Origin of the sequence: Variovorax sp., assembly GCF_965279555.1 — a bacterium.
Taxonomy (GTDB): Bacteria; Pseudomonadota; Gammaproteobacteria; order Burkholderiales; family Burkholderiaceae_C; genus Variovorax.
Map to the genome: position 1 here is coordinate 866,193 of NZ_OZ257247.1, position 25,616 is coordinate 891,808.

At 68.1% G+C, this 25,616-nt stretch carries 18 protein-coding genes and 2 pseudogenes; 8 read left to right on the forward strand and 12 right to left on the reverse strand.

Annotated features, from left to right (window positions below):
• Positions 1–58 precede the first annotated feature (58 nt).
• From ACQY8B_RS04255 to ACQY8B_RS04290, 8 genes and pseudogenes are all read right to left on the reverse strand, one after another.
• On the reverse strand, positions 59–856 hold the full coding sequence (locus ACQY8B_RS04255) for a sulfite exporter TauE/SafE family protein (protein WP_422085555.1): 798 nt from the start codon (positions 854–856) through the stop codon (positions 59–61).
• A pseudogene (locus tag ACQY8B_RS04260) lies at positions 853–1,680 on the reverse strand (AMP-binding protein); the annotation flags it as partial. The pseudogene ACQY8B_RS04260 and the gene ACQY8B_RS04255, both read right to left, overlap by 4 nt.
• A gap of 1 nt (position 1,681) precedes the next feature.
• Positions 1,682–2,002 (reverse strand): annotated as a pseudogene (locus ACQY8B_RS04265) (Bug family tripartite tricarboxylate transporter substrate binding protein); the annotation flags it as partial.
• On the reverse strand, positions 1,999–2,799 hold the full coding sequence (locus ACQY8B_RS04270; protein WP_422085556.1) for an IclR family transcriptional regulator: 801 nt from the start codon (positions 2,797–2,799) through the stop codon (positions 1,999–2,001). The gene ACQY8B_RS04270 and the pseudogene ACQY8B_RS04265, both read right to left, overlap by 4 nt.
• A gap of 518 nt (positions 2,800–3,317) precedes the next feature.
• Positions 3,318–4,394 carry an IS110 family transposase gene (locus ACQY8B_RS04275; protein ID WP_422084604.1) on the reverse strand — a complete coding sequence of 359 codons (1,077 nt, stop codon included), beginning with the start codon at positions 4,392–4,394 and terminating at the stop codon, positions 3,318–3,320.
• Positions 4,395–4,687: 293 nt separating this feature from the next.
• Entirely contained in the window at positions 4,688–6,424 is a 1,737-nt protein-coding gene (locus ACQY8B_RS04280; RefSeq protein WP_422085557.1) for a cobaltochelatase CobT-related protein, read from the reverse strand.
• Entirely contained in the window at positions 6,421–7,404 is a 984-nt protein-coding gene (locus ACQY8B_RS04285) for an AAA family ATPase (protein WP_422085558.1), read from the reverse strand. Before ACQY8B_RS04285 ends, ACQY8B_RS04280 begins: the two co-directional genes overlap by 4 nt.
• A gap of 26 nt (positions 7,405–7,430) precedes the next feature.
• Positions 7,431–8,264 (reverse strand): IclR family transcriptional regulator, encoded by an 834-nt coding sequence (locus ACQY8B_RS04290; RefSeq protein WP_422085559.1) that lies wholly within the window; start codon positions 8,262–8,264, stop codon positions 7,431–7,433.
• 161 nt (positions 8,265–8,425) lie between these two features.
• On the opposite strand from ACQY8B_RS04290, the gene xsc reads away from it, so the two are divergent.
• Both xsc and ACQY8B_RS04300 read left to right on the forward strand, forming a co-directional pair.
• Positions 8,426–10,249 (forward strand): sulfoacetaldehyde acetyltransferase, encoded by a 1,824-nt coding sequence (gene xsc, locus ACQY8B_RS04295; protein WP_422085560.1) that lies wholly within the window; start codon positions 8,426–8,428, stop codon positions 10,247–10,249.
• A gap of 7 nt (positions 10,250–10,256) precedes the next feature.
• Entirely contained in the window at positions 10,257–11,459 is a 1,203-nt protein-coding gene (locus tag ACQY8B_RS04300; RefSeq protein ID WP_422085561.1) for an acetate/propionate family kinase, read from the forward strand.
• 15 nt (positions 11,460–11,474) lie between these two features.
• Here ACQY8B_RS04300 and ACQY8B_RS04305 read toward each other — a convergent pair whose 3' ends face one another.
• Positions 11,475–12,416 carry a LysR family transcriptional regulator gene (locus ACQY8B_RS04305; RefSeq protein WP_422085562.1) on the reverse strand — a complete coding sequence of 314 codons (942 nt, stop codon included), beginning with the start codon at positions 12,414–12,416 and terminating at the stop codon, positions 11,475–11,477.
• Positions 12,417–12,498: 82 nt separating this feature from the next.
• Between ACQY8B_RS04305 and ACQY8B_RS04310 the strand changes: the two genes are divergently transcribed.
• From ACQY8B_RS04310 to ACQY8B_RS04325, 4 genes are all read left to right on the forward strand, one after another.
• Positions 12,499–15,444: a molybdopterin-dependent oxidoreductase gene (locus tag ACQY8B_RS04310; protein ID WP_422085563.1), complete on the forward strand. Its 2,946-nt coding sequence runs from the start codon at positions 12,499–12,501 to the stop codon at positions 15,442–15,444.
• Positions 15,445–15,608: 164 nt separating this feature from the next.
• Positions 15,609–16,274 (forward strand): 4Fe-4S dicluster domain-containing protein, encoded by a 666-nt coding sequence (locus ACQY8B_RS04315; protein WP_422085564.1) that lies wholly within the window; start codon positions 15,609–15,611, stop codon positions 16,272–16,274.
• A gap of 4 nt (positions 16,275–16,278) precedes the next feature.
• A complete protein-coding gene (locus ACQY8B_RS04320) occupies positions 16,279–17,211 on the forward strand; it encodes a dimethyl sulfoxide reductase anchor subunit family protein (protein WP_422085565.1) in 933 nt (310 codons plus the stop codon).
• 255 nt (positions 17,212–17,466) lie between these two features.
• Positions 17,467–19,482 carry a histidine-type phosphatase gene (locus tag ACQY8B_RS04325; protein ID WP_422085566.1) on the forward strand — a complete coding sequence of 672 codons (2,016 nt, stop codon included), beginning with the start codon at positions 17,467–17,469 and terminating at the stop codon, positions 19,480–19,482.
• 42 nt (positions 19,483–19,524) lie between these two features.
• Here ACQY8B_RS04325 and ACQY8B_RS04330 read toward each other — a convergent pair whose 3' ends face one another.
• The 3 genes from ACQY8B_RS04330 to ACQY8B_RS04340 form a co-directional block, all read right to left on the reverse strand.
• Entirely contained in the window at positions 19,525–20,349 is an 825-nt protein-coding gene (locus tag ACQY8B_RS04330; protein ID WP_422085567.1) for a hypothetical protein, read from the reverse strand.
• Positions 20,350–20,431: 82 nt separating this feature from the next.
• The gene (locus ACQY8B_RS04335) at positions 20,432–20,962 is read right to left on the reverse strand and encodes an Lrp/AsnC family transcriptional regulator (RefSeq protein WP_422085568.1); all 531 of its coding nucleotides are present in this window, start codon (positions 20,960–20,962) and stop codon (positions 20,432–20,434) included.
• Between the two features lie 89 nt (positions 20,963–21,051).
• Positions 21,052–21,840, reverse strand: coding sequence for a DeoR/GlpR family DNA-binding transcription regulator (locus ACQY8B_RS04340; protein WP_422085569.1), 789 nt, complete (start codon positions 21,838–21,840; stop codon positions 21,052–21,054).
• A 224-nt stretch (positions 21,841–22,064) separates the two neighbouring features.
• On the opposite strand from ACQY8B_RS04340, the gene deoC reads away from it, so the two are divergent.
• Positions 22,065–23,132 (forward strand): deoxyribose-phosphate aldolase, encoded by a 1,068-nt coding sequence (deoC, locus tag ACQY8B_RS04345; RefSeq protein WP_422085570.1) that lies wholly within the window; start codon positions 22,065–22,067, stop codon positions 23,130–23,132.
• A gap of 5 nt (positions 23,133–23,137) precedes the next feature.
• Positions 23,138–25,585 carry an aldehyde dehydrogenase family protein gene (locus tag ACQY8B_RS04350; protein ID WP_422085571.1) on the forward strand — a complete coding sequence of 816 codons (2,448 nt, stop codon included), beginning with the start codon at positions 23,138–23,140 and terminating at the stop codon, positions 25,583–25,585.
• Positions 25,586–25,616: the final 31 nt, after the last annotated feature.

The window sequence follows — 25,616 nt, forward strand, 5'->3', positions numbered from 1 at the left end:
CAAGACTGCAGGTTTGACGGCAAGCGTGCGCCTCAACTCCTTGCATGAGTGAGGACGATTAAGAAAGTAACCCGGCCACCGACCGCACCACACTCACCGTCGCCAACGCAATCAGCAGATTCAGCACATGCTTCCTGAACTGCTCCGGCGACACGCCCTTGAACGAGCGCTGTCCCCACCAGATGCCCGCGAGCATCGGCGGGGCCAGCCACAGCGCCCACTTGAGGGTGTCCGGCCCCAGCAGGCTGCCGGATGCATGCACTGACGAGGGCATCAGCGCCGCGCAGATCAGCGACACCACGTCGCTGAAAAGCAGCAGCACGATGAGCGTGGCGCGCAATGTGGCGGGCGCCATCTTCACGGTGCTCAGCAGCACGGCGATGGCGATGCCGCCGATGGCCGCCACGCCGTTGATGAAGCCCGAGGCCAGCCCCGCCGACAGCCGCACGCCGCGCGTCGGCACCAGCGTGAGGCGGGCACCGGCGCGCAGCAGCAAGGCTGCCGACATCAGCAGCGCGCCGATCAACAGCCGCAGCGGCGTTTCGGGCAGCCATGCGAGCAGCGCCACGCCGATGGGAATGCAGATGAGGTTGCCCAGCATCAGCCAGCTGAGCCAGGGCATGTCGACATCGCGCGCGATGCCGCGCAACTGGCTCAGGCTGGCGAGGATTTCCAGCATGAAGATCGCCGGCACGACGAGCGCGGGCGACACCACCAGCGACATGCCCGCCACCGTGATGGCCGAGAAGCCGAAGCCCGCGAAGCCGCGCACGATGCCGGCCGCGAACACCACGCACAGGCTGTAGGCGAGCGTGGCCGGTGCCAGCGGCGGCACCAGCAGTTCGGCGGCGGTCATGCCTCGAACAGCGGCAACAGCTTCAGGCGCTGCACCTTTCCGGAAGGCCCGCGCGGCAGGTCGTTCACGAAGCGGTAGTGGCCGGGCGTCTTGTAGCGCCCGAGCACCTCGGCGCCGAAGGCGCGCAGCTCGTCTTCGGTGCAGGTGCAGCCTTCGCGCAGCACGATGCACACGCCGATTTCCTGGCCGTAGTGGCGGTCGGGGACGCCCACGGCCGCGGCTTCGCGCACGGCGGGGTGGCGCAGCAGCGCTTCGTCGATCTCGCGCGGCGCGATGTTCTCACCGCCCTTGATGATCAGTTCCTTGATGCGGCCGGTGACGAAGAAGAAGCCGTCCTCGTCGCGGTGCCCGAGGTCGCCGGTGCGCAGCCAGCCGTCGGGCGTGAAGCTGGCGCGGGTGGCTTCCTCGTTCTTGTAGTAGCCGAGCATCACGTTGGGGCCGCGGATCACGAGTTCGCCGGTCACGCCGTCGGGCACGGCAGCGAGCCTGGCGTCGACCACGCCCGCCATGCAGCCCGACGCGCGGCCCACCGAGCCCAGCTTGCGCGCGGCCGGGTCCATGGGGTTGGAGAACGAAGGCGCGGCGGTTTCGGTGAGGCCCATGGTCTCGACGATGCCGATGCCGAACTTCTGCTCGAAGGCGCGCAGGTGCTCCGGCGGCAGCGCGGCCGAGGCAGAGCGGCAAAAGCGTATGGCCAGCGTCTGCGCGAGCGGCGGCTTCGGGCCCTCGAGCAGGTACGAAATCATGGTGGGCACCAGGTTGATCCAGCTGCACTGCATCTGCGCGGCCTGTTCCCAGAAGCGGCCGGCCGAGAACTTCGGCGGCGGCCGGGTTGATGGTGTGCGACGACAGCGTGAACAGCACCGTGTAGCCATCGGGCGCCGACTTGGCCACCAGCTCGGTGCCGATGGCGCCGGCCGCGCCGCCGCGGTTGTCGATCAGCACCTGCTGGCCCAGCAGTGCGGAGAAGCGCTCCTGCACGATGCGCGCGATCACGTCGGTGCCGCCGCCGGGCGGGTAGGGCACGACCAGCCGGATCGGCTTGTTCGGGTAGTCGCTCTGCTGGGCCTGCGTGGCAAAGGGCACTGACAGCGCGGCGACGGCCAGCAGGCCCGCGCGCAGCCAGGGGGCGAAGAACAGCTTCATTCGAGTCTCCTTCTCTTTGTGGTGTTCGTGGCGGCGGCCCCGGCGCTCGCGCGGTAGCCGAGCGTGATGCTCGCGTCGCGCGCGCAGGCCGTGATGCGGTCGGCCAGCTCGCGTGCCTGCGTGCGCGCGAAGCGGATCGAGGGCACGCTCATGCCGACGGCCGCGACCGCCTCGCCGCGTGCGTTGAACACCGGCACGCCCAGGCCGCAGACGCCAAGGCGCCATTCCTCGCGGTTCTCGGCGTAGCCGCGTGCGCGTGTGCGCTCCAGCTCGCCAAGCAGGGCGTCGAAGTCGGTGATGCTGTTCTTCGTGTGTGCGACTAGCGTGCCCAGCCGCTGCTGCAGTGCGGGCACGTCGAGCGATGCGGCGGCGAGCAGTGCCTTGCCCGAAGCCACGCAATAGGCCGCCGCGCGGCCGCCGACGCGCGAGTACGCGGCCACGGGCAGGGGGCTGTCGAACTTGTCGAGGTAGACGATCTCGGCACCGTCGAGCACTGCGAGATGGATGGTCTCGCCCGTGGCCTGCGATAGCGCCGCCAGATGCGGCCTCAGCAGCGCGCCCACGTCCGCTGCCTCGCCCACCAATGCGCCCAGCTCGAAGAGGCGCAGGCTCGGCCGGTAGGCGCTGGTGTCCGGGTCTTGCACGGCCCAGCCGCATTCGACCAGCGTCTGCAGCGTGCGATGCGCGCTGCTGCGCGCCATGCCGAAGGCCTGCGCCAGATCGATGACGCGGCAGTCGCGCTGCTGGCGCGCCATCCACTCGATGGCGGCAAGACCCTTGGCAAGCGTTGAATCCATGAGACTCCTTGCTGTTCCAAATATTGGAACGACGTTCCCGGATGTGAAACGCAATGTATGAAGCTTGGTCATCCTTTGTCAATCAGGGACTTGGATGTAGTGCCAAACGCCTCAAGGACCCTCTGCCGTTTGTTCGGTGCGGGTGCACAGGCCGCCGGGTACTCCCCTCCGCGAATGTTCCCCGGCCTGTGGCCTCCTCCTTTTACCGGGACTTCTCACCCAGTCAAGGCTGTTTTCTTGCCAGGCTGTATTGCCTGCCGTGTGATGAGGACCAAGCTGCAACGAAACGAGGAACAGACTGCACATCTACCGTCGGTCTTGTTGCACCGGCTCGTGGCCGTGCGGACCCAGATACGAACCGCTCAGCGGGGCTCCATTCATTTCTCGTGATGCCCACTGCAATTGGCGCCACCAAGGAGGAGTCGAGCTTGCCCGCTGCCGGTCTGACCTGTTCATTGCATCTTCGAACTCACGTCTGGCAAGCAGATAAACAACCGAGCTTGTTCAAGTGGATCGCGCTACGTGGCAATGACCGCGGCGATGGCGCCTGGCGGCTTGGTGCTCACGTGGTGTGCATCGAAGGCCCGGCCCCTTGCGAACACGGCCCACAGGATGCGCGCGTTCTTGTTGGCCAGCGCCACCACCGCCGTCTGCCAGCCCGATCTCTCGCGCAGCGCCTGTGCCCAGCGCGAGATCGGGTCCTGTCGTCTGTGCGCTGTCAGCACCACCGATTTGGCCCCCTGGATGAGCAACGTGCGCAGGTACGAGTCGCCTCGCTTGGTGATGCGCCCCAGGTTGTTCTTGCCGCCGCTGGAGTTCTGCCGGGGCGTCAGGCCCAGCCAGGCGCCGAACTGCGCACCATTCTTGAATTGCTTGAAGTCGACCACGGTGGCCACCACAGCGGATGCGGTGACCGGCCCCACGCCCATCAACTGCTCAGCCTGACGCACCTGCTCGCTGGCCTTGCCGTGCGCGGCGATGCGCTCGTCGCACCATTGCATATGCGCATCGAGTTCCTGCCACTGTGCATAGGCGCGCTGCAGCGCCAGCCGGGCCAGGCCACCCAGTTCGTTACTGGCGTCTTCGATCGCGTCGGGCAGCGCCCGGCGCAGCGCCTCGGGGCTTTGGGAGAACACCACCCCGAACTCCGCCAGCAGACCCCGAACGCGGTTGATGCAGGCGGTGCGCTGTGCCTTGAAGCCCTCGCGCAGGCGGTGGATGCAAAGCATGCTCTGCTGCTCGACGCTCTTGATGGGCACGAAGTGCATGTGCGGGCGCGAGGCGGCCTCGCAGATGGCGGCGGCATCGTTGGCGTCGTTCTTGCCGCTCCTGCCCTGCGGCCGATAGGGCAGGACATGTTGCGCAGCGATGATGCGCGCATCCAACCCCAGGGCGAGCAGCTTGCGTCCCCAGTGATGGGCGCTGGAGCTGGCCTCCATGGCGACCAGGCAGCCCGCGGGAAGTTGCACGCACCAGGCCAGGAATTTGTCGCGTCTCAATGCGCGCCCGCTCACGCGCAGCCCAGCGCCGTTCACCGCGTAGACCTGGATCACGCTCTTTGCCAGATCGACGCCAACTCGGGTAATCTCGTTCATGGGGCTTCTCCTTCAAAAGGTTTCAGATTGACTTCGCAAATCAATCTTGGCACTCGATGCCGTGACCGTGAAGCGAGAAGTCCCTTCGCATTCATTTCGCTGCGGGGAGCACCCGACGCCCTGCGCACTGGACGCGCTGTCGGTTTGCGGCCGATGAACAAGTGCTCTGAACGATCACGCTGGCGGGGTGCCTTGCGCAGCGAAATAAAGGAGGAGGGCGAAGCCCGGGGGACATTCGCGGAGCAAGGTACCCCGTCGGCGTGAGCGCGCCCCGAACAGAGCACCAACGGCCCTCAGCGTCGATACCCCCCGGCCATCAGTCCGATCACCTCCCGGAAGATGGCGTTGCCGCTGCTGCTGGCCAGGTCGAGCACATGGCTGTGGCTGTAGTAGGGGCTCAGATCGAGGCCCACGCCGATGCCTGCAATGGCGATGTCGCCGCGCTGCTCCTGGCGCGCAACCACGTCGCGCAGGTGGTGGTCGAGGTAGTGCGCATCGTTGGCCAGGTGCGTGGCACTGTCCATCGGCGAGCCATCGGAGATCACGAGCAGCAGCTTGCGCGGCTCGCCGCGCTGGCGCAGCCGCGTGCAGGCCCAGTCGACCGCCTCGCCGTCGATGCCTTCGCGGAAAAGGTCGGCCTTCAGCAGCGCCGCCATCGCGGGGCGTGCGCGGCGCCACGGTGTGCCGGCGGCCTTGAAGACGAGGTGGCTGCGCTCGTTGAGGCGGCCGGGATGCGGCGGGCGGCCGGCACGCACCCATTCGCGCTGCGGGCGACCGCCGTTCCATGCGCCGGTGGTGAAGCCCAGCACTTCGCAGGCCACGCCGGCCTGCTCGAGCGCGCGTGCGAACACGTCGACCATCATCGCGACCGATTCGGCATGCTCCTTCATCGAGCCCGAGCAGTCGATGAGGAAAGTGGCGATGCAGTCGGCCAGCGGCTCCATGCGCTCGGTGCGGAACAGGCGGCGCTCGGTGGGCGATGCGACGAGCTGCGCGAGCCGGCGCCCATCGATCAGGCCTTCTTCCTGCCCGCCGTTCCAGCCGTCGCGCTCCGGCTCGGCCAGCAGGGCGCGCAGCTCGCGCGCGAGGCGGGCGATGTTCACGCCCTGCGCGGCGATGCGGCGGTCGAGCTTGTCCCTGTGTTGCGCCAGCACTTCCTTGCGCGCGAGCGTGGCTGCGTCGTGCTCGCGGTCGTAGGCCGTGGTGAAGACGCGGTAGGCGCCGCCCGCGTCGTCGAGCACCGCGCTGCGGCCCGACTCGGCGGTGGTGAAGCGCTCGACGATCTCCTGGTCCATGTCGGCCACCAGGCTGAACACGCTGCGCTTGTCGTCCACGTGCGGATCGCGTGCTGCGTCGCCGCCTTCTTCGCCCGCTTCGTGCAGCATCGCGGCCACGGTGCGCGCGATGGCAAGGGCATGCACCGCATAGGCGGCCTGGTCGGCGCGGTCTCTTCGCAGGCCGGCCAGGGCATGGCCGATCAGCGGCGCGAGCGCGAAGCGCGTGGCTTCGAGCATGTCCTCCGTTTCTTCCACCACCTGCTGGCCGCTCACGCGGGCGCGGCAGATCTGCGCCACGGCGTACAGCAGCAGGCCGCGTGCGGTGTCGGTCAGGCCTGAGTGATGGAAGGCCAGCGACCATTGCTCATGCCGGTGCCGCAGGTTGTGCCGCATGCCGGCCATGACATCGGGCGCCAGCGCCTCGACGCGGAACTGCTCCAGCATTTCGAACAGCATGCGTTCGACCGGCTCCTGTGGCTGCAGCTTTGCATGCAGCGCCGCATCCGACACGGTGAGCCGCAGCGCCAGCCCGTCGGCCACGCCGCGGAACGAGGCAAAGTCGTCGGTGTCGGGCGAGGGATGCAGGTGCGGCGCGAACCACGGCAGCGCGATGCGGCCACGGTGCAGCCGCCGTCCGCGAAAGTGCAGGTCGCGCTCGCCGCTGAAGGCGCGCACCACGCCCGCGCAGAGCTCCGCGACCTGCTCCTCCTGCCGCACGCGGCGCTGCATCGCGCTCGCGGGCTCGGAGCTCATTCGCGCGGACCTGCGCAGAGCTGGTGCGACTCCTTCAGCTCGCGGTCGAAGCAGCGCTGAAAGTATTCGGCCACCAGCGGCCGCTCGGCGTCGTCGCACTTGTTGACGAACGAGAGGCGAAACGCCAGCGCCGGGTCCTTGAAGATATCGATGTTCTCGGCCCAGGTGATGACGGTGCGCGGCGACATCAGCGTCGACAGGTCGCCCGCCGCAAAGCCTTTGCGCGTGAGGTCGGCCACCGCCACCATCGACGCGACCAGCCTCGTGCCCGCCTCGTCGGCCAGCGAAGGCACGCGCGCCTGCACGATGGCGATTTCTTCATCGGCCGGCAGGTAGTTGAGCGAGGCCACGATGTTCCAGCGGTCGATCTGCGCATGGTTGAGCCGCTGCGCGCCGTGGTACAGGCCATTGAGGTTGCCCAGGCCCACCGTGTTGGCGGTGGCGAACAGGCGGAAGAAGGGGTGCGGCCGCAGCACCTTGTTCTGGTCCATTAGCGTGAACTTGCCGTCGCGCTCCAGGATGCGCTGGATGACGAACATCACGTCGGGCCGGCCGGCGTCGTACTCGTCGAAGATCAGCGCCACCGGCCGCTGCAATGCCCAGGGCACGATGCCTTCCTGGAACTCGGTGACCTGCTTGCCTTCGCGCAGCACCACGGCGTCCTTGCCGACGAGGTCGAGCCGGCTGATGTGGCCGTCGAGGTTCAGTCGCACGCAGGGCCAGTTCAGCCGCGCCGCCACCTGCTCTATGTGCGTCGACTTGCCGGTGCCATGCAGCCCCTGCACCATCACCCGCCGGTCGCGCGTGAATCCGGCGAGGATGGCGAGCGTCACGTCGGGGTTGAAGCGGTAGACCGCGTCGACCTCGGGCACGTGGTCATCGCGCTCGCTGAAAGCGGGCACCCGCAGGTCGGTGTCGATGCCGAACACCTCGCGCACGCTGAGCATCCGGTCGGGGCGAAGGTCGGCGGTGTCGGTCACGTTGGGCTTTCTGGAAAGAAGAAGGGTCAGGCTTGCGCGCGGTCGGAGGAGGCCGCGCCTGCATCGATGCGGCTCAGTGCCTTGGCTGCACGCTGCATTGCCGGCAGCAGTGTCTTCGCCTTGGCCGCATCGAGCCGCATCACCGGCGCCTGCACCGCGATGCAGAGGTTGGATGGCGCGTCGTCGCCGGAGGGCACGAGCGTGGCGATGCACAGCAGGCCGGGCAGGAACTCTTCGTGGTCGATGGCATAGCCGTCCTTGCGGATGCGCTGCACTTCCTTTTCCAGCGCCTCCGGGTCGGTCAGCGTCTTGGGCGTGTACGGCTCCAGCGGTGCGTTCGACAGCAGCCGGCGGCGCTGCGCCGCGCTCATCTGCGACAGGAAGATCTTGCCGCTGGCCGAGCAGTGCACCGGCACGCGCGAACCCGAGTGCAGGTAGAAGCGCAGCGGCGCGGCGGTTTCCACGCGGTCGAGGTACACCACCTCGCTGCCCGACAGCGCGGTGAGGTTGCAGCTTTCGCCGATTTCTTCCACCAGCTGGCGCAGCACCGTGTGGCGCGCGCCGTGCAGGCTGTCGTTGAGCAGCAGGTTCTCGGCCAGCCGCCGCAGCCGCGTGCCGATGCCGTAGTGCCGGCCGTCGCCTTCGCGCTGCAGCAGCCCTGCGCCTTCGAGCTGCTGGAGCATGCGGTGCAGCGTGGGCTTGGGCAGGCCGGTTTCTTCGACCAGGCCCTGCAGCGAATAGCGCTGGTCTTTCGCGGCCATGACTTCGAGCAGCGCGAACAGGCGCATGGTGGGTGTGTCGCCCGCCGGTTCGGCGGCTTCCACGGGGAGCCCTTTGACGATCTTCATGGGCCGGATCATAGGTGGTTTACAAAAAAAGAGACAAGGCGTACCGATTTTTGTAAATTGTTTGACGCCATGCCGATGCCGTCCTATATTCCGCCGGAATGAATTCCGGAACAAGTCGTTCCGACTTTTTGGGTGCAAGCCACCGCCCATCATCCTTTCAGGAGACGCCTTCCATGAGCCAGAAGCAAGCCGCAGCCCCCACCCGCGAAGCCGTCAAGGGCGTGCAGAAGATGACGCCCTCCGAGGCCTTCGTCGAGACCATGGTCGCCAACGGCGTGACCGACATCTTCGGCATCATGGGTTCGGCCTTCATGGACGCGATGGACATCTTCGCGCCCGCCGGCATCCGGCTGATTCCGGTGGTGCACGAGCAGGGCGGCGCCCACATGGCCGACGGCTATGCGCGCGTGTCGGGCCGCCACGGCCTGGTCATCGGGCAGAACGGCCCCGGCATCAGCAACTGCGTGACGGCCATTGCGGCCGCCTACTGGGCGCACAGCCCGGTGGTGATGATCACGCCCGAGACCGGCACCATGGGCATGGGCCTCGGCGGCTTCCAGGAAGCCAACCAGCTGCCGATGTTCCAGGAGTTCACCAAGTACCAGGGCCACGTGAACAACCCCAAGCGCATGGCCGAGTACACGGCGCGCTGCTTCGACCGCGCCATCTCCGAGATGGGCCCCACGCAGCTCAACATTCCGCGCGACTACTTCTACGGCGAGATCCAGTGCGAGATTCCCAAGCCGATGCGCGTGGAGCGGGGCGCGGGCGGCGAGAACAGCCTGAACGCCGCGGTCGAACTGCTGGCTTCGGCCAAGTTCCCGGTGATCCTCTCGGGCGGCGGCGTGGTGATGGGTGATGCGGTGGAAGAGTGCAAGGCCCTGGCCGAGCGCCTGGGCGCGCCGGTTGCCAATGGCTACCTGCGCAACGACTCTTTCCCCGCGAGCCATCCGCTCGCAGCGGGTCCGCTGGGCTACCAGGGCTCCAAGGCCGCGATGAAGCTCATCGCGCAAGCCGACGTGGTGCTGGCTCTCGGCTCGCGCATGGGCCCCTTCGGCACGCTGCCGCAGCACGGCATGGACTACTGGCCGAAGGACGCGAAGATCATCCAGGTCGAGGCCGACCACACCAACCTGGGCCTGGTGAAGAAGATCACCGTCGGCATCCACGGCGACGCCAAGGCCACGGCCAAGGAACTGCTCAAGCGGCTGCAGGGCAAGACGCTGGCCTGCGACGCCACCAAGGCCGAGCGCGCCGACAAGATCAAGGCCGAGAAAGCCGCGTGGGAAAAAGAACTCGACGAGTGGACCCGTGAGCGCGACCAGTTCAGCCTGGACGCCATCGAGGAAGCCAAGGGCGAGAAGACGCCCACCGGCGGCAGCTACCTGCATCCGCGCCAGGTGCTGCGCGAGCTCGAGAAGGCCATGCCGCCGCGCGTGATGGTCTCGACCGACATCGGCAACATCAACGCCATCGCCAACAGCTACCTGCGCTTCGAGGAGCCGCGCAGCTTCTTCGCGCCGATGAGCTTCGGCAACTGCGGCTACTCGCTGCCCACCATGATCGGCGCCAAGTGCGCCGCGCCCGACCGCCCGGCCGTGGCCTATGCCGGCGACGGCGCCTGGGGCATGAGCATGGTGGAAATCATGACGGCGGTGCGCCATGACATTCCGGTCACGGCCGTGGTGTTCCACAACCGCCAGTGGGGCGCGGAAAAGAAGAACCAGGTCGACTTCTACAACCGCCGCTTCGTGGCGGGCGAGCTTGAAAGCGAGAGCTTCGCGGGCATCGCCAAGGCCATGGGGGCCGAGGGCATCGTGGTCGACAAGCTCGAAGACGTGGGCCCGGCACTGAAGAAAGCCATCGACATGCAGATGAACGAAGGCAAGACCTGCGTCATCGAGATCATGTGCACCCGCGAGCTGGGCGACCCGTTCCGCCGCGACGCGCTGTCCAAGCCGGTACGATTCCTCGACAAGTACAAGGACTACGTCTGAAGAACACATGACCGATTCGCTGCTGACGCTCAACGCGGGCTCCTCGTCCATCAAGGTCGCATTGTTCGATGCGGCACATCCGGGCGGCGGCGATGCGTTGCCGTCGGCGCGCTGGTCGGGCCAGGCGGACGGTCTGGGCGCGGGCCTGCAGGCGCGGCTGCGCGTTCGCGATGCGCAGGGCAAGACGCTGCTCGACGAAGCGCTCGATGGCGCCCGCGCCTCGCACCAGGGCGCGCTGGCCGCGCTGCTCGAATGGCATGCGCAGCAAAAGGAGGGCGGGCGCATCGCGGCGGTGGGACACCGCATCGTGCATGGCGGCACGGACTTCGTGGCGCCGGTGCGCGTCGACGCGGCATTGCTCGACGCACTCGCCAAGCTGGAGCCCCTGGCGCCGCTGCACCAGCCGCACAACCTGGCGGGCGTGCGCGCCGCGATGGCCGCATTCGAAGGCGTGCCGCAGGTGGCTTGCTTCGACACGGCCTTTCATGCGGTGCAGCCGGAGGTCAACCGGCGCTTCGCATTGCCGCGCGAGTTGCATGACGCTGGCGTGCGGCGCTACGGCTTCCACGGCCTCTCGTATGAATCGATCATTGCGCAGTTCGGGAGCATCGCGCCCGAGCTGGCGCAGCGGCGCGTGATCGTCGCGCACCTGGGCAATGGTGCGTCGATGTGCGGCATGGTCAACGGCCGCTCGGTCGCGACGACCATGACCTTCTCTCCACTCGACGGGCTGACCATGGGCACGCGCTGCGGCCACATCGACGCGGCCGTGGTGCCCTACCTGATGCGATCGCGCGGCATGTCGGCCGACGCGGTCGAGAAGCTGTTGTTCCGCGAATCGGGATTGCTGGGGCTGTCGGGCGTATCGAGCGACATGCGTGCGCTGCAAGCTTCGGCAGAGCCGGCGGCGGCCGAGGCGATCGGGCATTTCGCGGAACAGGTGGTGCAGCAGATGGGCATGCTGGCGGGCGCCTTGCGCGGCGTGGACGCCATCGTGTTCACCGGCGGCATCGGCGAAAACGATGCGCCGCTGCGCCAACGCATGCTCGAAGACTGCACCTGGCTGGGGGTGCACGTCGATGCCGCTGCAAACCGCGACGGCGCAGCGCGGCTCACCACGGCCGGCAGCCCCGTCAGCGCCTGGGTGCTGCGCACCGATGAAGAAGCGGTGATCGCGCGCCACACTGCGCGCGTGCTGCACATGGCCTGAGCGCGGGCTGATCGCTCAGCGCGCGGTGGCGCTGGTGGCCATGCGCGGCACCGTTGCGCCGCAGTGGCGCAGGAAGTCGGCGGTTGCGCCGCCCAGCAGCTTGTCGCGGTGCATCACCGTCGCCAGCTTGCGCACGCCGGCCGGCAGCCGCGTACGCAGTTCGACCAGGTGCCCGTCTTCCAGCGCCTGCGCCACCGTGTAGCGCGACAGGCAGGCCAGCCCGGTGCCCGAGGCCACCACGCGCTTGATGGCTTCGGTGCTCCCCAGTTCGAAGCCCACGTTCACCTGCTCCAGGTTCTGGATCAGCCAGGCATCGGTGACCTGCCGCGTGCCAGAGCCGTGCTCGCGCAGCACCCAGGTGGCCTGCGACAGTTGCTTGTGCGTGGCCACGCGGCCCGCCAGTGCATGGCCCGGCGCGGCCACGATCACCAGCTCGTCGCTGCGCCATGCGCGCACCACCAGGTCGGGGTGGGTCTGCGGGCCTTCGATGAAGCCCACGTCGACGTCGAAGCCCGCCACCGCCTCGATCACGTCGCGCGTGTTGGCAATGTGCAGCCGCACCTGGCTTTGCGGGTGCAGCGCGGTCCATTGCGACATGCGCTCGGGCAGCAGGTATTCGCCGATGGTGAAGCTCGCCGCCACGCGCAGCGGCGCCGCATGCTCGGCACTGAAGAGGGCCTGCACCTCGCCGGCCTGGTCGAGCAGCGCCTGCGCCTTGGGCAGCAGGGCGCGGCCGTTCTCGTTGAGCACCAGCCGGCGGCCGATGCGGTCGAACAGGAGCACGCCGACCGAGGTTTCCAGGTCGGCCAGCGCGCTGCTCGCGGCCGACTGGGAACGCGCGATACGGTCTGCCGCCGCGCGGGTGCTGCCGCCGCGCGCGGTGGCCACGAAAACTTCGAGCTGGCGCAGGTTCAGGCGCAGGCGCTGCGCCGGAGATTGATCTGTTTTTCCGGTCATGGTGAGAGATATTCTGCGCTTTTCCGATTGATCGAGGATGCCTAACATCGGCTTTGCCACGCCTGAAAACAAAGGACCGACAGTGTTCAGTTTCCTGTCCCGCGAGCCCGTGCACGACCCGCTGTCGGCGCCCACTCCCACGGCCGACACCACGGTCAAGACCACTACCTGCTACATGTGCGCCTGCCGCTGCGGCATTCGCGTGCATCTGCGCGAGGGCGAGAAGGGCCCGGAGGTGCGCTACATCGACGGCAACCCGAACCATCCGCTGAACCAGGGCGTGATCTGCGCCAAGGGCTCGTCGGGGATCATGAAGCAGGTGTCGCCCGCGCGCATCACGCAGCCGCTCTTGCGCAAGGCCGGCAGCGAGCGCGGGGCGGCCGAGTTCGAGCCCATCAGCTGGGAGCGCGCCTACGAGCTGCTGACCGAGCGCCTCGCAAAGATACGCGCCACCGACCCGAAGAAGTTCGCGCTGTTCACCGGGCGCGACCAGATGCAGGCGCTCACCGGCCTGTTCGCGCGCCAGTTCGGCACGCCCAACTACGCGGCGCACGGCGGCTTCTGCTCGGTCAACATGGCTGCGGGAATGATCTACACCATCGGCGGCAGCTTCTGGGAGTTCGGCGGGCCCGACCTGGAGCGCGCCAAGCTGTTCGTGATGATCGGCACCGCCGAAGACCATCACAGCAACCCGATGAAGATCGCGATCAGCAAGTTCAAGCGCGCGGGCGGGCGCTTCATCTCGATCAACCCGGTGCGCACGGGCTACTCGGCCATTGCCGACGAGTGGATTCCCATCAAGCCGGGAACGGACGGCGCGCTGTTCATGGCGCTGCTGCACGAGCTGATCGCGAGCGAGCTGGTGGACCATGCCTTCCTCAAGCGCTTCACCAATGCGCCGCAGCTCGTGGTGCTCGACGACTGCGAGCGGCAGGGACTGTTCGCCTTCGACCCCGACTCGCAACGCGGCCCGCCCGGCGACGGGCGCAACCCGCACAACAAGCTGGTGTGGGACAAGGCCAGCGGCAGCGTGAAGAACGCGTACCCTGAAGGCATCGCAGATGGCTGCGACCCGGCGCTAGAAGGCCACTACACGCTGGCCGACGGCACGCGCGTGGCGCCGTCGTTCCAGCTGCTGCGCGATCGCGTGGCCAGTTGCACGCCAGAGTGGGCACAGGCCATCACCGGCATCGACGCGGGGCGCATTCGCAAGCTGGCGCGCGAAATAGGCGAGACCGCGCTCAAGCAGGCCTTCGAGCTGCCGATTCCCTGGACAGACGCCTGGGGCAAGAAGCACCCGACCACGCAGGCGCGGCCGGTGGCCTTCCATGCGATGCGCGGTCTGGCGGCGCACTCCAACGGCTTCCAGACGGTGCGTGCGCTGGCGGTGCTGATGAGCGTGCTCGGCACCATCGACGCGCCCGGCGGCTTCCGGCACAAGGCGCCGTATCCGCGCCACATCGTGCCCAACTACCGGGCCTTCAACGACCCCGGCATGATCCAGCCGAACACGCCGCTCAATGCGGCTCCGCTGGGCTTTCCTGCCGGTCCGGACGAGCTGGCCGTCAACCCCGACGGCTCGCCGATCCGCATCGACCATGCCTTCTCGTGGGAGCACCCGCTGTCGGCGCACGGGCTCATGCACAACGTGATCACCAACGCGGCCAAGGGCGACCCTTACCGCATCGACACGCTGCTGATCTTCATGGCCAACATGGCCTGGAATTCGAGCATGAACACCATGGCCGTGCGCGAGATGCTCAACCGCAAGGACGAGAAGGGCGAGCACATGATCCCGTTCCTGGTGGTGTGCGACGCCTTCCAGAGCGAGACCGTGGCCTTTGCGGACCTGGTGCTGCCCGACACCACGTACCTCGAACGGCACGACGTGATGGGCATGCTCGACCGGCCGATCTCGGAGTTCGACGGGCCGGTGGATTCGGTGCGCGTGCCGGTGGTGCCGCCGACGGGGGAGTGCAGGCCGTTCCAGGAGGTGCTGATCGAGCTGGCCTCGCGGCTCAAGTTTCCGGCCTTCACCACGCCCGAGGGCGGGCGCAAGTACACGGGCTATCCGGACTTCGTCGTCAACTTCGAGCCTCAGCCGGGCATCGGCTTTCTCATGGGCTGGCGCGGCAAGGAGGGCACCGAGCACCTGCGCGGCGCGCCCAACCCCAAGCAGTGGGAGGCCTATGCGCAGAACAATTGCGTGTTCCAGTACCACATGCCCGAGACCATGCACTACATGCGCAACTGGAACCGCGAGTACCTCGACTTCGCGAAGGACAAGGGCTGGCGCCAGCGCAACGACCCGGTGCAGCTGGCGCTGTACTCCGACACGCTGCAGAGCTTCAGGCTCGCGGCGCAGGGCAAGAGCCCGGGGCGGCAACCGCCCGATGCATTGCGCGAGCGCATCGACACGTATTTCGACCCGCTGCCTTTCTGGTATCCGCCGCTGGAAGAAGCGGCGACCGACCTGGCCGCCTATCCGCTCAACGCGCTCACGCAGCGGCCGATGGCGATGTACCACTCGTGGGACTCGCAGAACGCATGGCTGCGGCAGATCCACAGCCACAACTACCTGCACGTGAATCCGCTGACCGCGCAGGCGGCGGGCATTGCGGACGGCGGCTGGTGCTGGGTGGAAAGCAGATGGGGCCAGGTGCGCTGCATGCTGCGCTACAGCGAGGCTGTGGAGCCCGGCACCGTGTGGACCTGGAACGCCATCGGCAAGGCCGACGGTGCATGGCAACTGGCACCTGGAGCCGACGAGGCGCGCAAGGGTTTCCTGCTGAACCACCTGATCAGCGAGGAACTGCCCTGCGAAGGCACTGCCAGCGGGACCATCAGCAACTCGGACCCGATCACCGGGCAGGCGGGGTGGTACGACGTGCGGGTGCGCATACGGCCGGCGGAGCCCGGAGAGCCTGAAGAAAGCTATCCGCAGGTTGCGAGCATGCCGGTGGTGCCCGGGGTGCTGGGGAAGGCGGCGAGTGTGTTGACGTACTTTGCGGGGAGGGGGAAGAAATGATGCAGTGGTTGAGAGATCTGCTGTCCCCCGTGTTGCTCCCTCCCCCTCTGGGGGAGGGCGGGGGTGGGAGCATCGGCGTCGGAACTGGAAGCCTCGCCGCATTGAAGGCCGGCGTGCCCCCACCCCGACCCTCCCCCAGAGGGGGAGGGAGCAATGTCAACACCATGCGCGCCGAACAAGGCGAAACCCTTGCCAAGCAACTCGCCCTCGTCATCGACCTCAACGTCTGCGTCGGCTGCCACGCCTGCGTCACCTCCTGCAAGCAATGGAACACCTCCGGCAGCGCCGGCCCGCTGGCCGATGAACGCCCTTATGCCGCCAACCCCACCGGCACCTTCTTCAACCGCGTGCAGACCTACGAGGCCGGCGCCTTCCCCGTCACCGAGACCATCCATTTCCCCAAGAGCTGCCTGCACTGCGAAGACCCGCCGTGCGTGCCGGTGTGCCCCACGGGCGCAAGCTACAAGCGCAAGGAAGACGGCATCGTGCTGGTCGACTACGACAAGTGCATCGGCTGCAAGTACTGCGCATGGGCCTGCCCCTACGGCGCGCGCGAACTGGACGAGGAGCGCCAGGTCATGACCAAGTGCACGCTGTGCGTGGACCGCATCTACGACGAGCAGTTGCCCAAGGAAGACCGCAAGCCCGCCTGCGTGAAGGCCTGCCCGACCGGCGCGCGCATCTTCGGCGACGTGAAAGACCCGGACTCCGAAGTGTCGAAGGCCATCCGCGAGCGCGGCGGCTACCAGCTGATGCCCGAATGGGAGACCAGCCCGGCCAACCATTACCTGCCCCGGCACATCACGCAGCCGGCGGACGCTAAGGAGTAGCCGCATGCATCCCGCGTTCTCGATTCTTTTCTTCACCACGCTGGCCGGCGCCGCGCAGGGCCTGGTGTGCGCGCTGGCGCTGGCGGTGCTGTTCGGCCTGGAGCTGGCGCCGGGCTTCCTGGGCATTGCGCTGGGCGTGGCCGAGGTGCTGCTGGTGGCGGGCCTTGCCGCATCGTTCATGCACCTGGGCCGCAAGACGCGCGCATGGCGGGCGGTGCTGATGTGGCGCACCTCGTGGATGTCGCGCGAGGTCATCGTGCTGCCGGTGTTCATCGCGCTGGTGGCGCTGTGGTGGCTGTCGTTGCGGCTGGGCATCGGCGCGCCGTGGTCGTGGCTGTTGCCGCTTCTGGTGCTCTACGGTGCGATGCTGCTCTGGTACTGCACCGCGATGATCTACGCCTGCCTGCGCTTCATCGAGGAATGGGCGCACCCGTTGACGGTGCTCAACTTCACGCTGATCGGCCTGTCGTCTGGGCTGGTGCTGGCGTGCGCGATGGCGGCCTCGAGCGGCGAGGCGCGCTTCGTGCAGGTGTTCGGGCCATGGGCGCTCATTGCCACGCTGGCCGCCTGGGCCGCGCGCGGCGGCGCCCTGCGGCGCAATGCGCGCCTGCGCCACAAGTCGACCTTGCAGTCGGCCACGGGTATCCGCGCGCAGAAGCTGGTGCAGAAGTCGATGGGCATGTCGGCCGGGTCGTTCAACACGCGGGAGTTCTTCCATGGCGTGTCGCTTGCGGCGCTCGGGAACATGAAGCTCGGTTTCCTGCTGCTGGCTTTCGTGCTGCCCGCGTCGCTGGCGACTTGGGGCATCGCGAGCGCTTCGGTGCTGCCGTGGCTGCTCGCGGCGTTGGTGCAGGCGCCGGGCCTGCTGGCCGAGCGCTGGTTCTTCTTCGCGCAGGCCAGGCATCCGCAGAACCTGTACTACCAGGTCGTTTCCTAGGCTTGTTCCTGCTTGCGCCGCGGGTCATAGGCGCGTCATGCACGGATGGAAGGATTCGAAACTTTTGTTTCCTGCCCTTCCTCCATGTTGCCGAACCTGCCTTTTCCCCGTGCCTTGACCGGCGTGCCGTCTTCGTCCCTTGGCCTTGTTGCGCTTCTGCTGGCCTCTTGCGGCGGGGGAGGCGGTGGCGGCGGTGTTCTTTTTTCGCTGCCTCCGGCCGCCACGACTCCCGCGCCGGCACCTGCCGCCACGAGCGTGAGCGGTGTGGTCGTGGGAAGCTATTTCGTCAACGCGAAGGTCTGCCTCGACATCAACGCCAACGGCCGCTGCGATGCCGATGAGCCCTCCACGCGTACCGACAAGCAGGGCGCCTTCGCGCTGACCGGCGCAAGCGCAGGCATCGTGGCCGAGATCGGCACCGATGCCACCGAACTCGACCCCGCCACCTCCACCTCGAAGCCGGTGACCTCGCGGCTCGTGCTGCGCGCGCCGAAAGAGGCACCGGGCGTCGTCGACTACCAGTCGAGCGCCGTGGTCGCTGAAATGGAAGCCGGCGGCCTCGACTTCAAGGCGGCCAGCAGCAAGGTCGCCATCTCGGTCGGCGTGGTTGCGGCCAAGCTGCTGGTCGACTTCAACACCGAGAGTGATCCGGCGGCCAAGGCCGCGCTCAAGGCCGCGTCCGACGAGGGGCTGCAGCGCATCCGCGATGCGCTGGCATCGGCCGCAGCCGGCGACGACATCAAGGCCGTGCTGACCGCCGCGGCCCTGACCGACCGCTACTACCAGACCAAGGCGCCATACCGTCCGCAGCAGGACGTCAGCACCTACGAGGCGCCGCCCGCGGGCTTTGCGCCGGTCTACACCGAAATGATCGCGCGCCACGGCTCGCGCGGGCTGTCCAGCCTCAAGTACGACCTGGCCGTCTACAACATGTGGGAGAAGGCACGGGACGACGGTGCGCTCACGCCGCTTGGGCAGAAGCTCGGGCCCGACGTGCTGAAGATCATGAAGGCCAACTTCCTGTTGGGCTATGGCGTGGCGGGCATCAGCACACCGGGCTACGGCAACGAGACGCAGGTCGGCATCAACGAACACACGCAGTTGGCGGCGCGGCTGGTGCAGCGGCTGCCGGCCTACTGGAAGCAGGTCGGCGACAGCGCCGGCTCGGCGCCTCGGCAGATCGTGACCGTGACCTCCGGCGTCGACCGCGCGGTCGACAGCGGCAACTTCTTCGTGCAGTCGCTCAAGGCGGCGCAGCCCGCGCTGGCGCCGCTCGTCACCTACCCGGCGGCACCGGCGCCTTACCCCGACACCGGCACCGCTGTAAGCCAGCCGGCCGGCACCAACCGCTTCCTGCTGTACTTCCACAAGCTGGTGAAGGCCACCGACCAGGTGACCAAGCCGGCCGACCCGCTCTACACGACCTACCAGGACAGCCAGGCCTACCAGGCCTACAAGTCCGGTGACGCCGACCTGGCAGCCAAGCAGAGTGGCCTCACGGTCACGCCGGAAGCCGCCGCGGCCGGCCGGGTGCTGCTGGAGCGCCTGTTCGCCAAGAGCTTCGTCGACAGGATCGCCGACGGCAGCTACAGCTTCGCGAATACAGGCACTCGCACTTTCGCGAGCGACGACGGCAAGTTCTCGGCCAGCCTGAGCGGTGACGGCAAGACCACGATCAAGTCGCCGGGCGACGCCGGTTCGCTGCTGTACGAGCTCTACGTGATCGCGCCGGCCATGCGCAGCGAGGCCGGCGTCGACTTCGCCGCCTACATGCCCGCCGCGCAGGCGAAGTTCTTCGCCGCGCTCAACGACGGCTCCGACTTCTACGACAAGGGCCCCGGCATGACCGAGAAGGGCGACATCACCTCGCGCATGTCGCAGATCCTGGTGGACGACATGTTCAACGAGGTCGACGCCATCGCGCGCGGCGACCGCTCGCATGCCGCCAAGCTGCGCTTCGCGCACGCCGAGATCCTCATGCCCTTTGCCGTGCGCATGGGCCTGAAGGGCGTGGACCAGAGCGTGCCCAAGGCCGCCAGCTTCAGCTACGGCAGCAACCCATGGCGCGGCGAGTACGTGTCGCCGATGGCGGCCAACATGCAGTGGGACGTGTACGCCGACGCCAGCGGCAAGCTGCTGGTGAAGATGCTCTACAACGAGAAGGAAACCGACTTCAAGGCGTCCTGCGACGGCGCGAAGAAGGCGGGCACCGCCCACTACTACGACTACACGGCCCTGAAGGCCTGCTACGGCCACGGGGTGGCGCAGTAGGCCTGCTTTCCGTTGCAGCGGCGGCCGGTCGGGCGACTGCGCCTACTTGCGTACCGGTTCGCGTATCGCGGCCCGCGCGAGCCGCCACGCCGCGAACAGGAACACCAGCGGCAGCACGATGGTCTGCAGCACGAACAGGGCGATCAGCTTCACGATGCGCTCCGCCCAGTCGGAGGCGGATTTCAGGATCTGGTCGTAAGTCGCCTTGAGGTTGGGCAATTTCGGCAGCCAGCGTTCGACGCGGTCGCGCCAGCCTTCCTGCGCCACGGGTGCCTCTTGCGTGGCATCGACCACGGCGGTCGGCGACTTCTCGATGCCCGACAGCGCAACCTGGTAGTCGTTGGCCATGAACACGCGGTAGAGGCCTTCGTTCGCCACGGCCGCCAGCGGCACCGCGAAGCGCACCAGCAGCAGGCCGATCAACGCCGACTGCAGCCAGCGCGGCGAACTGCCGCGCCGCCAGCGCCACACGATCCACGCCAGCGCCACGGCACAGACCAGGTAGGACATCAGGTGGTGCGCGCCGATGCTCAGCAGCACCAGTTGAATGCCGAAAGACACGCTGGCCGCGAGCATCACCGCCGCGAATTGCTCGATGAGTTCGTTCAGCGGCTTCAGCGCCTGCCCCGGCGCGAAGCTCACACCCACGCCGCCCGGCGTGGCGTCGACCTGCGTGCCCTGCGCCACCGACACCACCGCGCCCAGCGCGCGTGCCGCGGCAAAGGTGGTCAGCGCGCGCTTCAGCCCGTCGTTGACCTGGGCTCGCGCGGGCGCGTCGATGGGCGCGACCCAGCAGCCGACGAACACCAGCACGGCGATGAGCAGCAGATAGGCGCGTTGCAGCAGGAGGGGCTTGGGCAGGGGCATGGTCGAGGCGCTATCGGGGCGGAGGAGGTGGTCATTCTCCACACGACCCCCGGCACGCCGCGCCGATACCCTTGAGCGGCGTCTAGCTTCTGCGCGACCCCGTGGCGCGCGGCTTGCCCGGCGTGCCCGGCAGCAGGTGGTCGAGCGGCAGCGCCGTTTCCGACTTGATCTCGCGCAGCACGATGCTCGAGCGCACGTGCGTCACGCCGGGAAGGCTGAACAGAACCTCGTGCAGGAAGCGCTCGTAGTGCTTCATGTCGGGCACGGTCACGTTGAGGATGTAGTCCGCCGGGCCGGTGGCCGACACGCAGCGGATGATCTGCGGGCTCGCGGCCACGGCTTCTTCAAAGCGCTGCACCATCGCCTCGCTGTGGCGGTCGAGGTTGACCTCGGCCACGGCCGACACGTGCAGGCCGACCTGCTCGGGGTCGACCAGCGTGGTGTAGCCGCGAATGACGCCGGCCGCCTCCATGTCCTTGATGCGCTTCCAGCAGGGCGTTGGCGACAGCCCGACGGTCTCTGAAATCTGCTGCACGGTCTGGCGGCCGTCGTGCTGCAGCGCGGAGAGGATCTTGAGGCAGTGCTCGTCGAGTGAAACGGTGCCGGCATTCATCGCGGGATCGCAGGTAGTGGCGTCGCAGCGATTCTCACTGATCGATGTGTCCGGGCGGTGCCGTGCCCCGGCCGCCGCCGGCGCCGCGTCTATGCGTCGCGGGCGCGCGCGAATTCCAGCGGCAGGTCTTTGAACTGCTTCTTCAGCGAAGCCTCGGGCGAGCCGCCCACCACGATGCGTGCGAAGGCATCGAGCGGGCTGAAGAACGCCGGGCGCAGCGTGCCGAGCTTGCTTTCGTCCACCACCAGGAAACTCTGCGACGCGCAGCGGATGGCCGCCTGCTTCACGGGCACTTCATGGAAGTTGGAGCAGCTCGCGCCGCGTTTCAGGTCGATCCCGCCCGCCGAGATGAAGGCTTTGCTCACGCCCAGCCTGGCGAGGTACTGCAGGCCCTCGTCGGAGAAGAAGGTGGCCGAAGAAGGGTGGTAGAGCCCGCCCAGCAGCATCAACTGCGTGTTCGGGCGGCGGCTCAGCACCTGTGCGATGTTCGTGGAGTAACACGCCACGCTCAGCGGCATCTCGGGCGGCAGCGCCTCGGCGAAATGGACCATGGTGGTGCCGCAGTCGATGAACAGGCTGTCGTGCGGCTGCACCAGCCTGGCGGCGTGTTCGCAGGCCAGGCGCTTGTTGGCCGCGTGCTGGTCGCTGGCCTCGTCGAGCGAGTAGCGCTCGGCACCGGGCAGCGTGGTGGCGAGCACATAGCCTCCGAGGGCGGTGAGGGGAGATTCGGCCGACGACAGGTCGCGACGGACGGTCATTTCCGTCACGTCGAGCTGCAGGGCCGCCTGCTTGATGGGCAGCGGGCCGCCGGCCTCGACGAGTTCCTGCATCCTGGCCAGGCGCATGGCCCGGGCTTCGGCTCCGGCTGTTCTTCGCATGTTCGGTTTTCTCAGATCCACGTGCCGGAGTATCGGGCATCGCACGCCGGATTAATGTTTCTTGAAAAACATATTGCACAGATAAATGTTGTTGTAATAACATTTAGGCCAACACGAACAACATCGAGGCTGAGCAGCCATGCGGCGCAGCCCGGAGACAAAGACATGCCCCTTGCCTGCCCGCCGCAGCCGCGGCCCTTGCGCCTGACGGCGCCCGCCCATCCATGACCTCCACCTCCCTCGTTCGCCCCAGCGGCGCGGTGCGCTCGCGCCCGGCGCCGCCGGCTTCTGCCAACGCGGATGCCCCGGCCGTGCCGGCGGCACCCGCGCAGGCGCATGCCGCAGCTCCCCGCAACACCGCCCAGCCCTTCGATGCGGGTTGGATCGAAGGCATCCGCTTCAACCTCTCCGCTGCCGAGCGCCGCGTGGCCACGCTGCCCGGCCGCCGCTCGGTCAAGAAGGACGCGCAGGCCGGCTGGCTGCTCAAGGCGATCACCTGCATCGACCTGACCACGCTCAGCGGCGACGATACGGCCGAGCGCGTGAAGCGGCTCTGCGCCAAGGCCGCGATGCCGGTGCGCCCGGACCTGCTGGCCGCCCTCGGCTTCGCCGACCGCAAGCTGCATACCGGGGCGGTGTGCGTGTACCACCGCTTCGTCTCGACCGCAGTCGAGGCGTTGGCGGGCACCGGCATTCCGGTGGCGGCGGTATCCACGGGCTTTCCGGCGGGCCTGATTCCGCACGAGCTCAAGCTCAAGGAAATCGAAGCCTCGGTGCGCGACGGCGCCGCGGAGATCGACATCGTCATCACCCGCGAGCACGTGCTCACCGGCCAGTGGAAGAAGCTCTACGACGAGATGCTCGATTTCCGCCGCGCGGCGGGCGCGGCGCACGTGAAGGCGATCCTCGCGACGGGCGAGCTCAAGACCCTGCGCAACGTCGCCAAGGCCTCGATGGTCTGCATGATGGCCGGCGCCGACTTCATCAAGACCTCCACCGGCAAGGAGGGCGTCAACGCCACGCCGCTGGTCACGCTCGCGATGCTGCGGATGATCCGCCAGTACGAGGCCCGCACCGGCCTGCGCGTGGGCTACAAGCCGGCAGGCGGCGTCTCCACCGCGAAGACCGCGCTCGACTATCAGGTACTCATGAAGGAAGAGCTGGGCCGCGACTGGCTCGAGCCCGATCTGTTCCGCATCGGCGCTTCCACGCTGCTGGCCGACATCGAGCGCCAGCTCGAGCACCACATCACCGGCCGCTACTCGGCCTACAACCGCCACCCGATCGGATGAGCCCGATGAGCAGCATCAGCAGCAACAACAACTCCGCCGGCAGCAGCAGCGTCGCGCGCTATTTCGACACCATGGACTACGGCCCCGCGCCCGAGAGCGACACCGACGCACGCGAATGGCTCGCGCGCCATGCCGAAGGCTTCGGCCACTTCATCGACGGGCGCTTCACGCCTGCTTCCGACGGCGTGCACTTCGACACGGCCGAGCCGGCAACCGGCCAACGCCTGGCGCGCGTTGCGCAAGGCTCCGCGAAGGACGTGGATGCCGCCGTGGCGGCGGCGCGCGCCGCGCAGCCCGGCTGGCATGCCCTCGGCGGCCATGGCCGCGCACGGCATCTGTACGCACTGGCGCGCATGGTGCAGCGCCATGCGCGCCTGCTCGCGGTGGTCGAGGCGCTGGACAACGGCAAGCCGATCCGCGAGGCGCGCGACCTCGACGTGCCGCTGGCCGCGCGCCACTTCTATCACCATGCCGGCTGGGCACAGCTGCAGGAGCGCGAGTTCGCCGACCATGTGCCGCTGGGCGTGGTCGGCCAGATCATTCCGTGGAACTTCCCGCTGCTGATGCTGGCCTGGAAGATCGCTCCCGCGCTGGCGCTGGGCAACACCGTGGTGCTGAAGCCGGCGGAGCTCACGCCGCTGAGTGCCTTGCTCTTCGCTGAACTGGCGGCACAGGCAGGCCTGCCGCGCGGTGTGCTCAACGTGGTGACGGGCGACGGCGCCACGGGCGCGGCGCTGGTCGCGCACGACGGCGTGGACAAGATCGCCTTCACCGGCTCGACCGAGGTGGGGCGGCTGATCCGCGCCGCGACGGCGGGCACGGGCAAGTCGCTCACGCTGGAGCTGGGCGGCAAGTCGCCCTTCATCGTGTTCGACGATGCGGACATCGATGCCGCCGTCGAAGGCGTGGTCGACGCCATCTGGTTCAACCAGGGGCAGGTGTGCTGCGCCGGTTCGCGGCTGCTGCTGCAGGAAGGCATCGCGAACGACTTCATCGCGCGCCTGAAGCGCCGCATGCAGACCTTGCGCGTGGGCCTGCCGCTGGACAAGGCGATCGACATGGGCAGCCTCATCGACCCCACGCAGCTCGAACGCGTGCGCTCGCTGGTGGCCGCCGGCGTGCGCGAAGGCGCGAGCTGCTACCAGGCGCCGGGCGCGCTGCCGCCGGGCGGCAGCTTCTTTCCGCCGACGCTGCTGACGGGCGTGCAACCGGCATCCACCGTGGCGACCGAGGAGATCTTCGGGCCCGTGATGGTGACGATGACTTTCCGCACGCCCGACGAAGCCGTCGCGCTGGCCAACAACACCCGCTACGGCCTCGCCGCCAGCGTGTGGAGCGAGACCATCGGCCTCGCGCTGGGCATTGCGCCACAGCTGCACGCAGGCGTGGTGTGGGTCAACGCGACCAACCTGTTCGACGCGGGCGTGGGCTTCGGCGGCTACCGTGAATCAGGCTACGGCCGCGAAGGCGGAAGAGAAGGTTGCTACGAATACCTGAAGCCGCGTGCCTGGGCGCAGCGCAAGCCGCGCTCCGCAGAAGTGGTCGCCGCCGTGGCGGCAAACGAAGCTGCAACGAAGACCGGGAACGGGTCTTCCCCCGCGTTGCCCGCCATCGACCGCACCGCCAAGCTCTTCATCGGCGGCAAGCAGGTGCGGCCCGACGGCGAACTGTCGCGCCCGGCCTTCGCAGCCAGCGGACAGCGTGCCGGCGAGGTGGGTGCGGGCAACCGCAAGGACATCCGCAACGCGGTGGCCGCGGCGCGCGCCGCGGCGAGCTGGTCGAGCGCGACGCCGCATCGCCGCGCGCAGGCGCTTTATTACCTCGCGGAAAACCTCTCGGCCCGCGCCGGCGAGTTTGCCGCGCGCATCGCGAGCCTGACCGGTGTTGCCGCGGAGGCCGCGCAGGCCGAGGTCGACGCATCGGTGGGCCGCCTGTTCGCCTACGGCGCCTGGGCCGACAAGTACGAAGGCGCGGTGCATGTGCCGCCGCTGCGCGGCGTGGCGCTGGCCACGGTCGAGGCGATCGGCGTGGTGGGCGTGGTGTGTCCCGACGAGGCGCCGCTGCTGTCCTTCGTGAGCCTGCTCGCGCCGCTCATGGCCATGGGCAACCGCACGGTGATCGTGCCCGGCGAGAAGCACGCGCTGGTCGCCACCGACTTCTATCAGGTGCTGGAGACTTCCGACCTGCCGGCCGGCGTCGTCAACCTCGTGACCGGCCCGGCCGCGAGCCTCGCGCGCACGCTGGCCGAGCACGACGACGTCGATGCGCTCTGGGTTTTCGGTGCGAAGGAACTGTCGCGCGATGCCGAACTGCTGTCGGTCGGCAACCTCAAGCGCACGCTGGCCGACCACGGCCTTGCCACCGACTGGCATGACCCGGCCTCGGCCGAGGGCCCCGCGTTCCTGCGGCATGCCACGCAGGTCAAGAACATCTGGATTCCCTATGGCGAATGAGCGAGCGGCCGTTGTGCGCGCCACACGAACC

What these genes read in the sequence shown, in the direction of transcription:
- ACQY8B_RS04305 (WP_422085562.1), bottom strand. Translation starts at nt 12,416, where the DNA reads ATGACCGGAAAAACAGATCAATCTCCGGCGCAGCGCCTGCGCCTGAAC.
- ACQY8B_RS04270 (WP_422085556.1), bottom strand. Translation starts at nt 2,799, where the DNA reads ATGGATTCAACGCTTGCCAAGGGTCTTGCCGCCATCGAGTGGATGGCG.
- ACQY8B_RS04335 (WP_422085568.1), bottom strand. Translation starts at nt 20,962, where the DNA reads ATGAATGCCGGCACCGTTTCACTCGACGAGCACTGCCTCAAGATCCTC.
- xsc (WP_422085560.1), top strand. Translation starts at nt 8,426, where the DNA reads ATGAGCCAGAAGCAAGCCGCAGCCCCCACCCGCGAAGCCGTCAAGGGC.
- ACQY8B_RS04275 (WP_422084604.1), bottom strand. Translation starts at nt 4,394, where the DNA reads ATGAACGAGATTACCCGAGTTGGCGTCGATCTGGCAAAGAGCGTGATC.
- ACQY8B_RS04330 (WP_422085567.1), bottom strand. Translation starts at nt 20,349, where the DNA reads ATGCCCCTGCCCAAGCCCCTCCTGCTGCAACGCGCCTATCTGCTGCTC.
- ACQY8B_RS04350 (WP_422085571.1), top strand. Translation starts at nt 23,138, where the DNA reads ATGAGCAGCATCAGCAGCAACAACAACTCCGCCGGCAGCAGCAGCGTC.
- ACQY8B_RS04280 (WP_422085557.1), bottom strand. Translation starts at nt 6,424, where the DNA reads ATGAGCTCCGAGCCCGCGAGCGCGATGCAGCGCCGCGTGCGGCAGGAG.
- ACQY8B_RS04320 (WP_422085565.1), top strand. Translation starts at nt 16,279, where the DNA reads ATGCATCCCGCGTTCTCGATTCTTTTCTTCACCACGCTGGCCGGCGCC.
- ACQY8B_RS04290 (WP_422085559.1), bottom strand. Translation starts at nt 8,264, where the DNA reads ATGATCCGGCCCATGAAGATCGTCAAAGGGCTCCCCGTGGAAGCCGCC.
- deoC (WP_422085570.1), top strand. Translation starts at nt 22,065, where the DNA reads ATGACCTCCACCTCCCTCGTTCGCCCCAGCGGCGCGGTGCGCTCGCGC.
- ACQY8B_RS04300 (WP_422085561.1), top strand. Translation starts at nt 10,257, where the DNA reads ATGACCGATTCGCTGCTGACGCTCAACGCGGGCTCCTCGTCCATCAAG.
- ACQY8B_RS04315 (WP_422085564.1), top strand. Translation starts at nt 15,609, where the DNA reads ATGCGCGCCGAACAAGGCGAAACCCTTGCCAAGCAACTCGCCCTCGTC.
- ACQY8B_RS04255 (WP_422085555.1), bottom strand. Translation starts at nt 856, where the DNA reads ATGACCGCCGCCGAACTGCTGGTGCCGCCGCTGGCACCGGCCACGCTC.
- ACQY8B_RS04340 (WP_422085569.1), bottom strand. Translation starts at nt 21,840, where the DNA reads ATGCGAAGAACAGCCGGAGCCGAAGCCCGGGCCATGCGCCTGGCCAGG.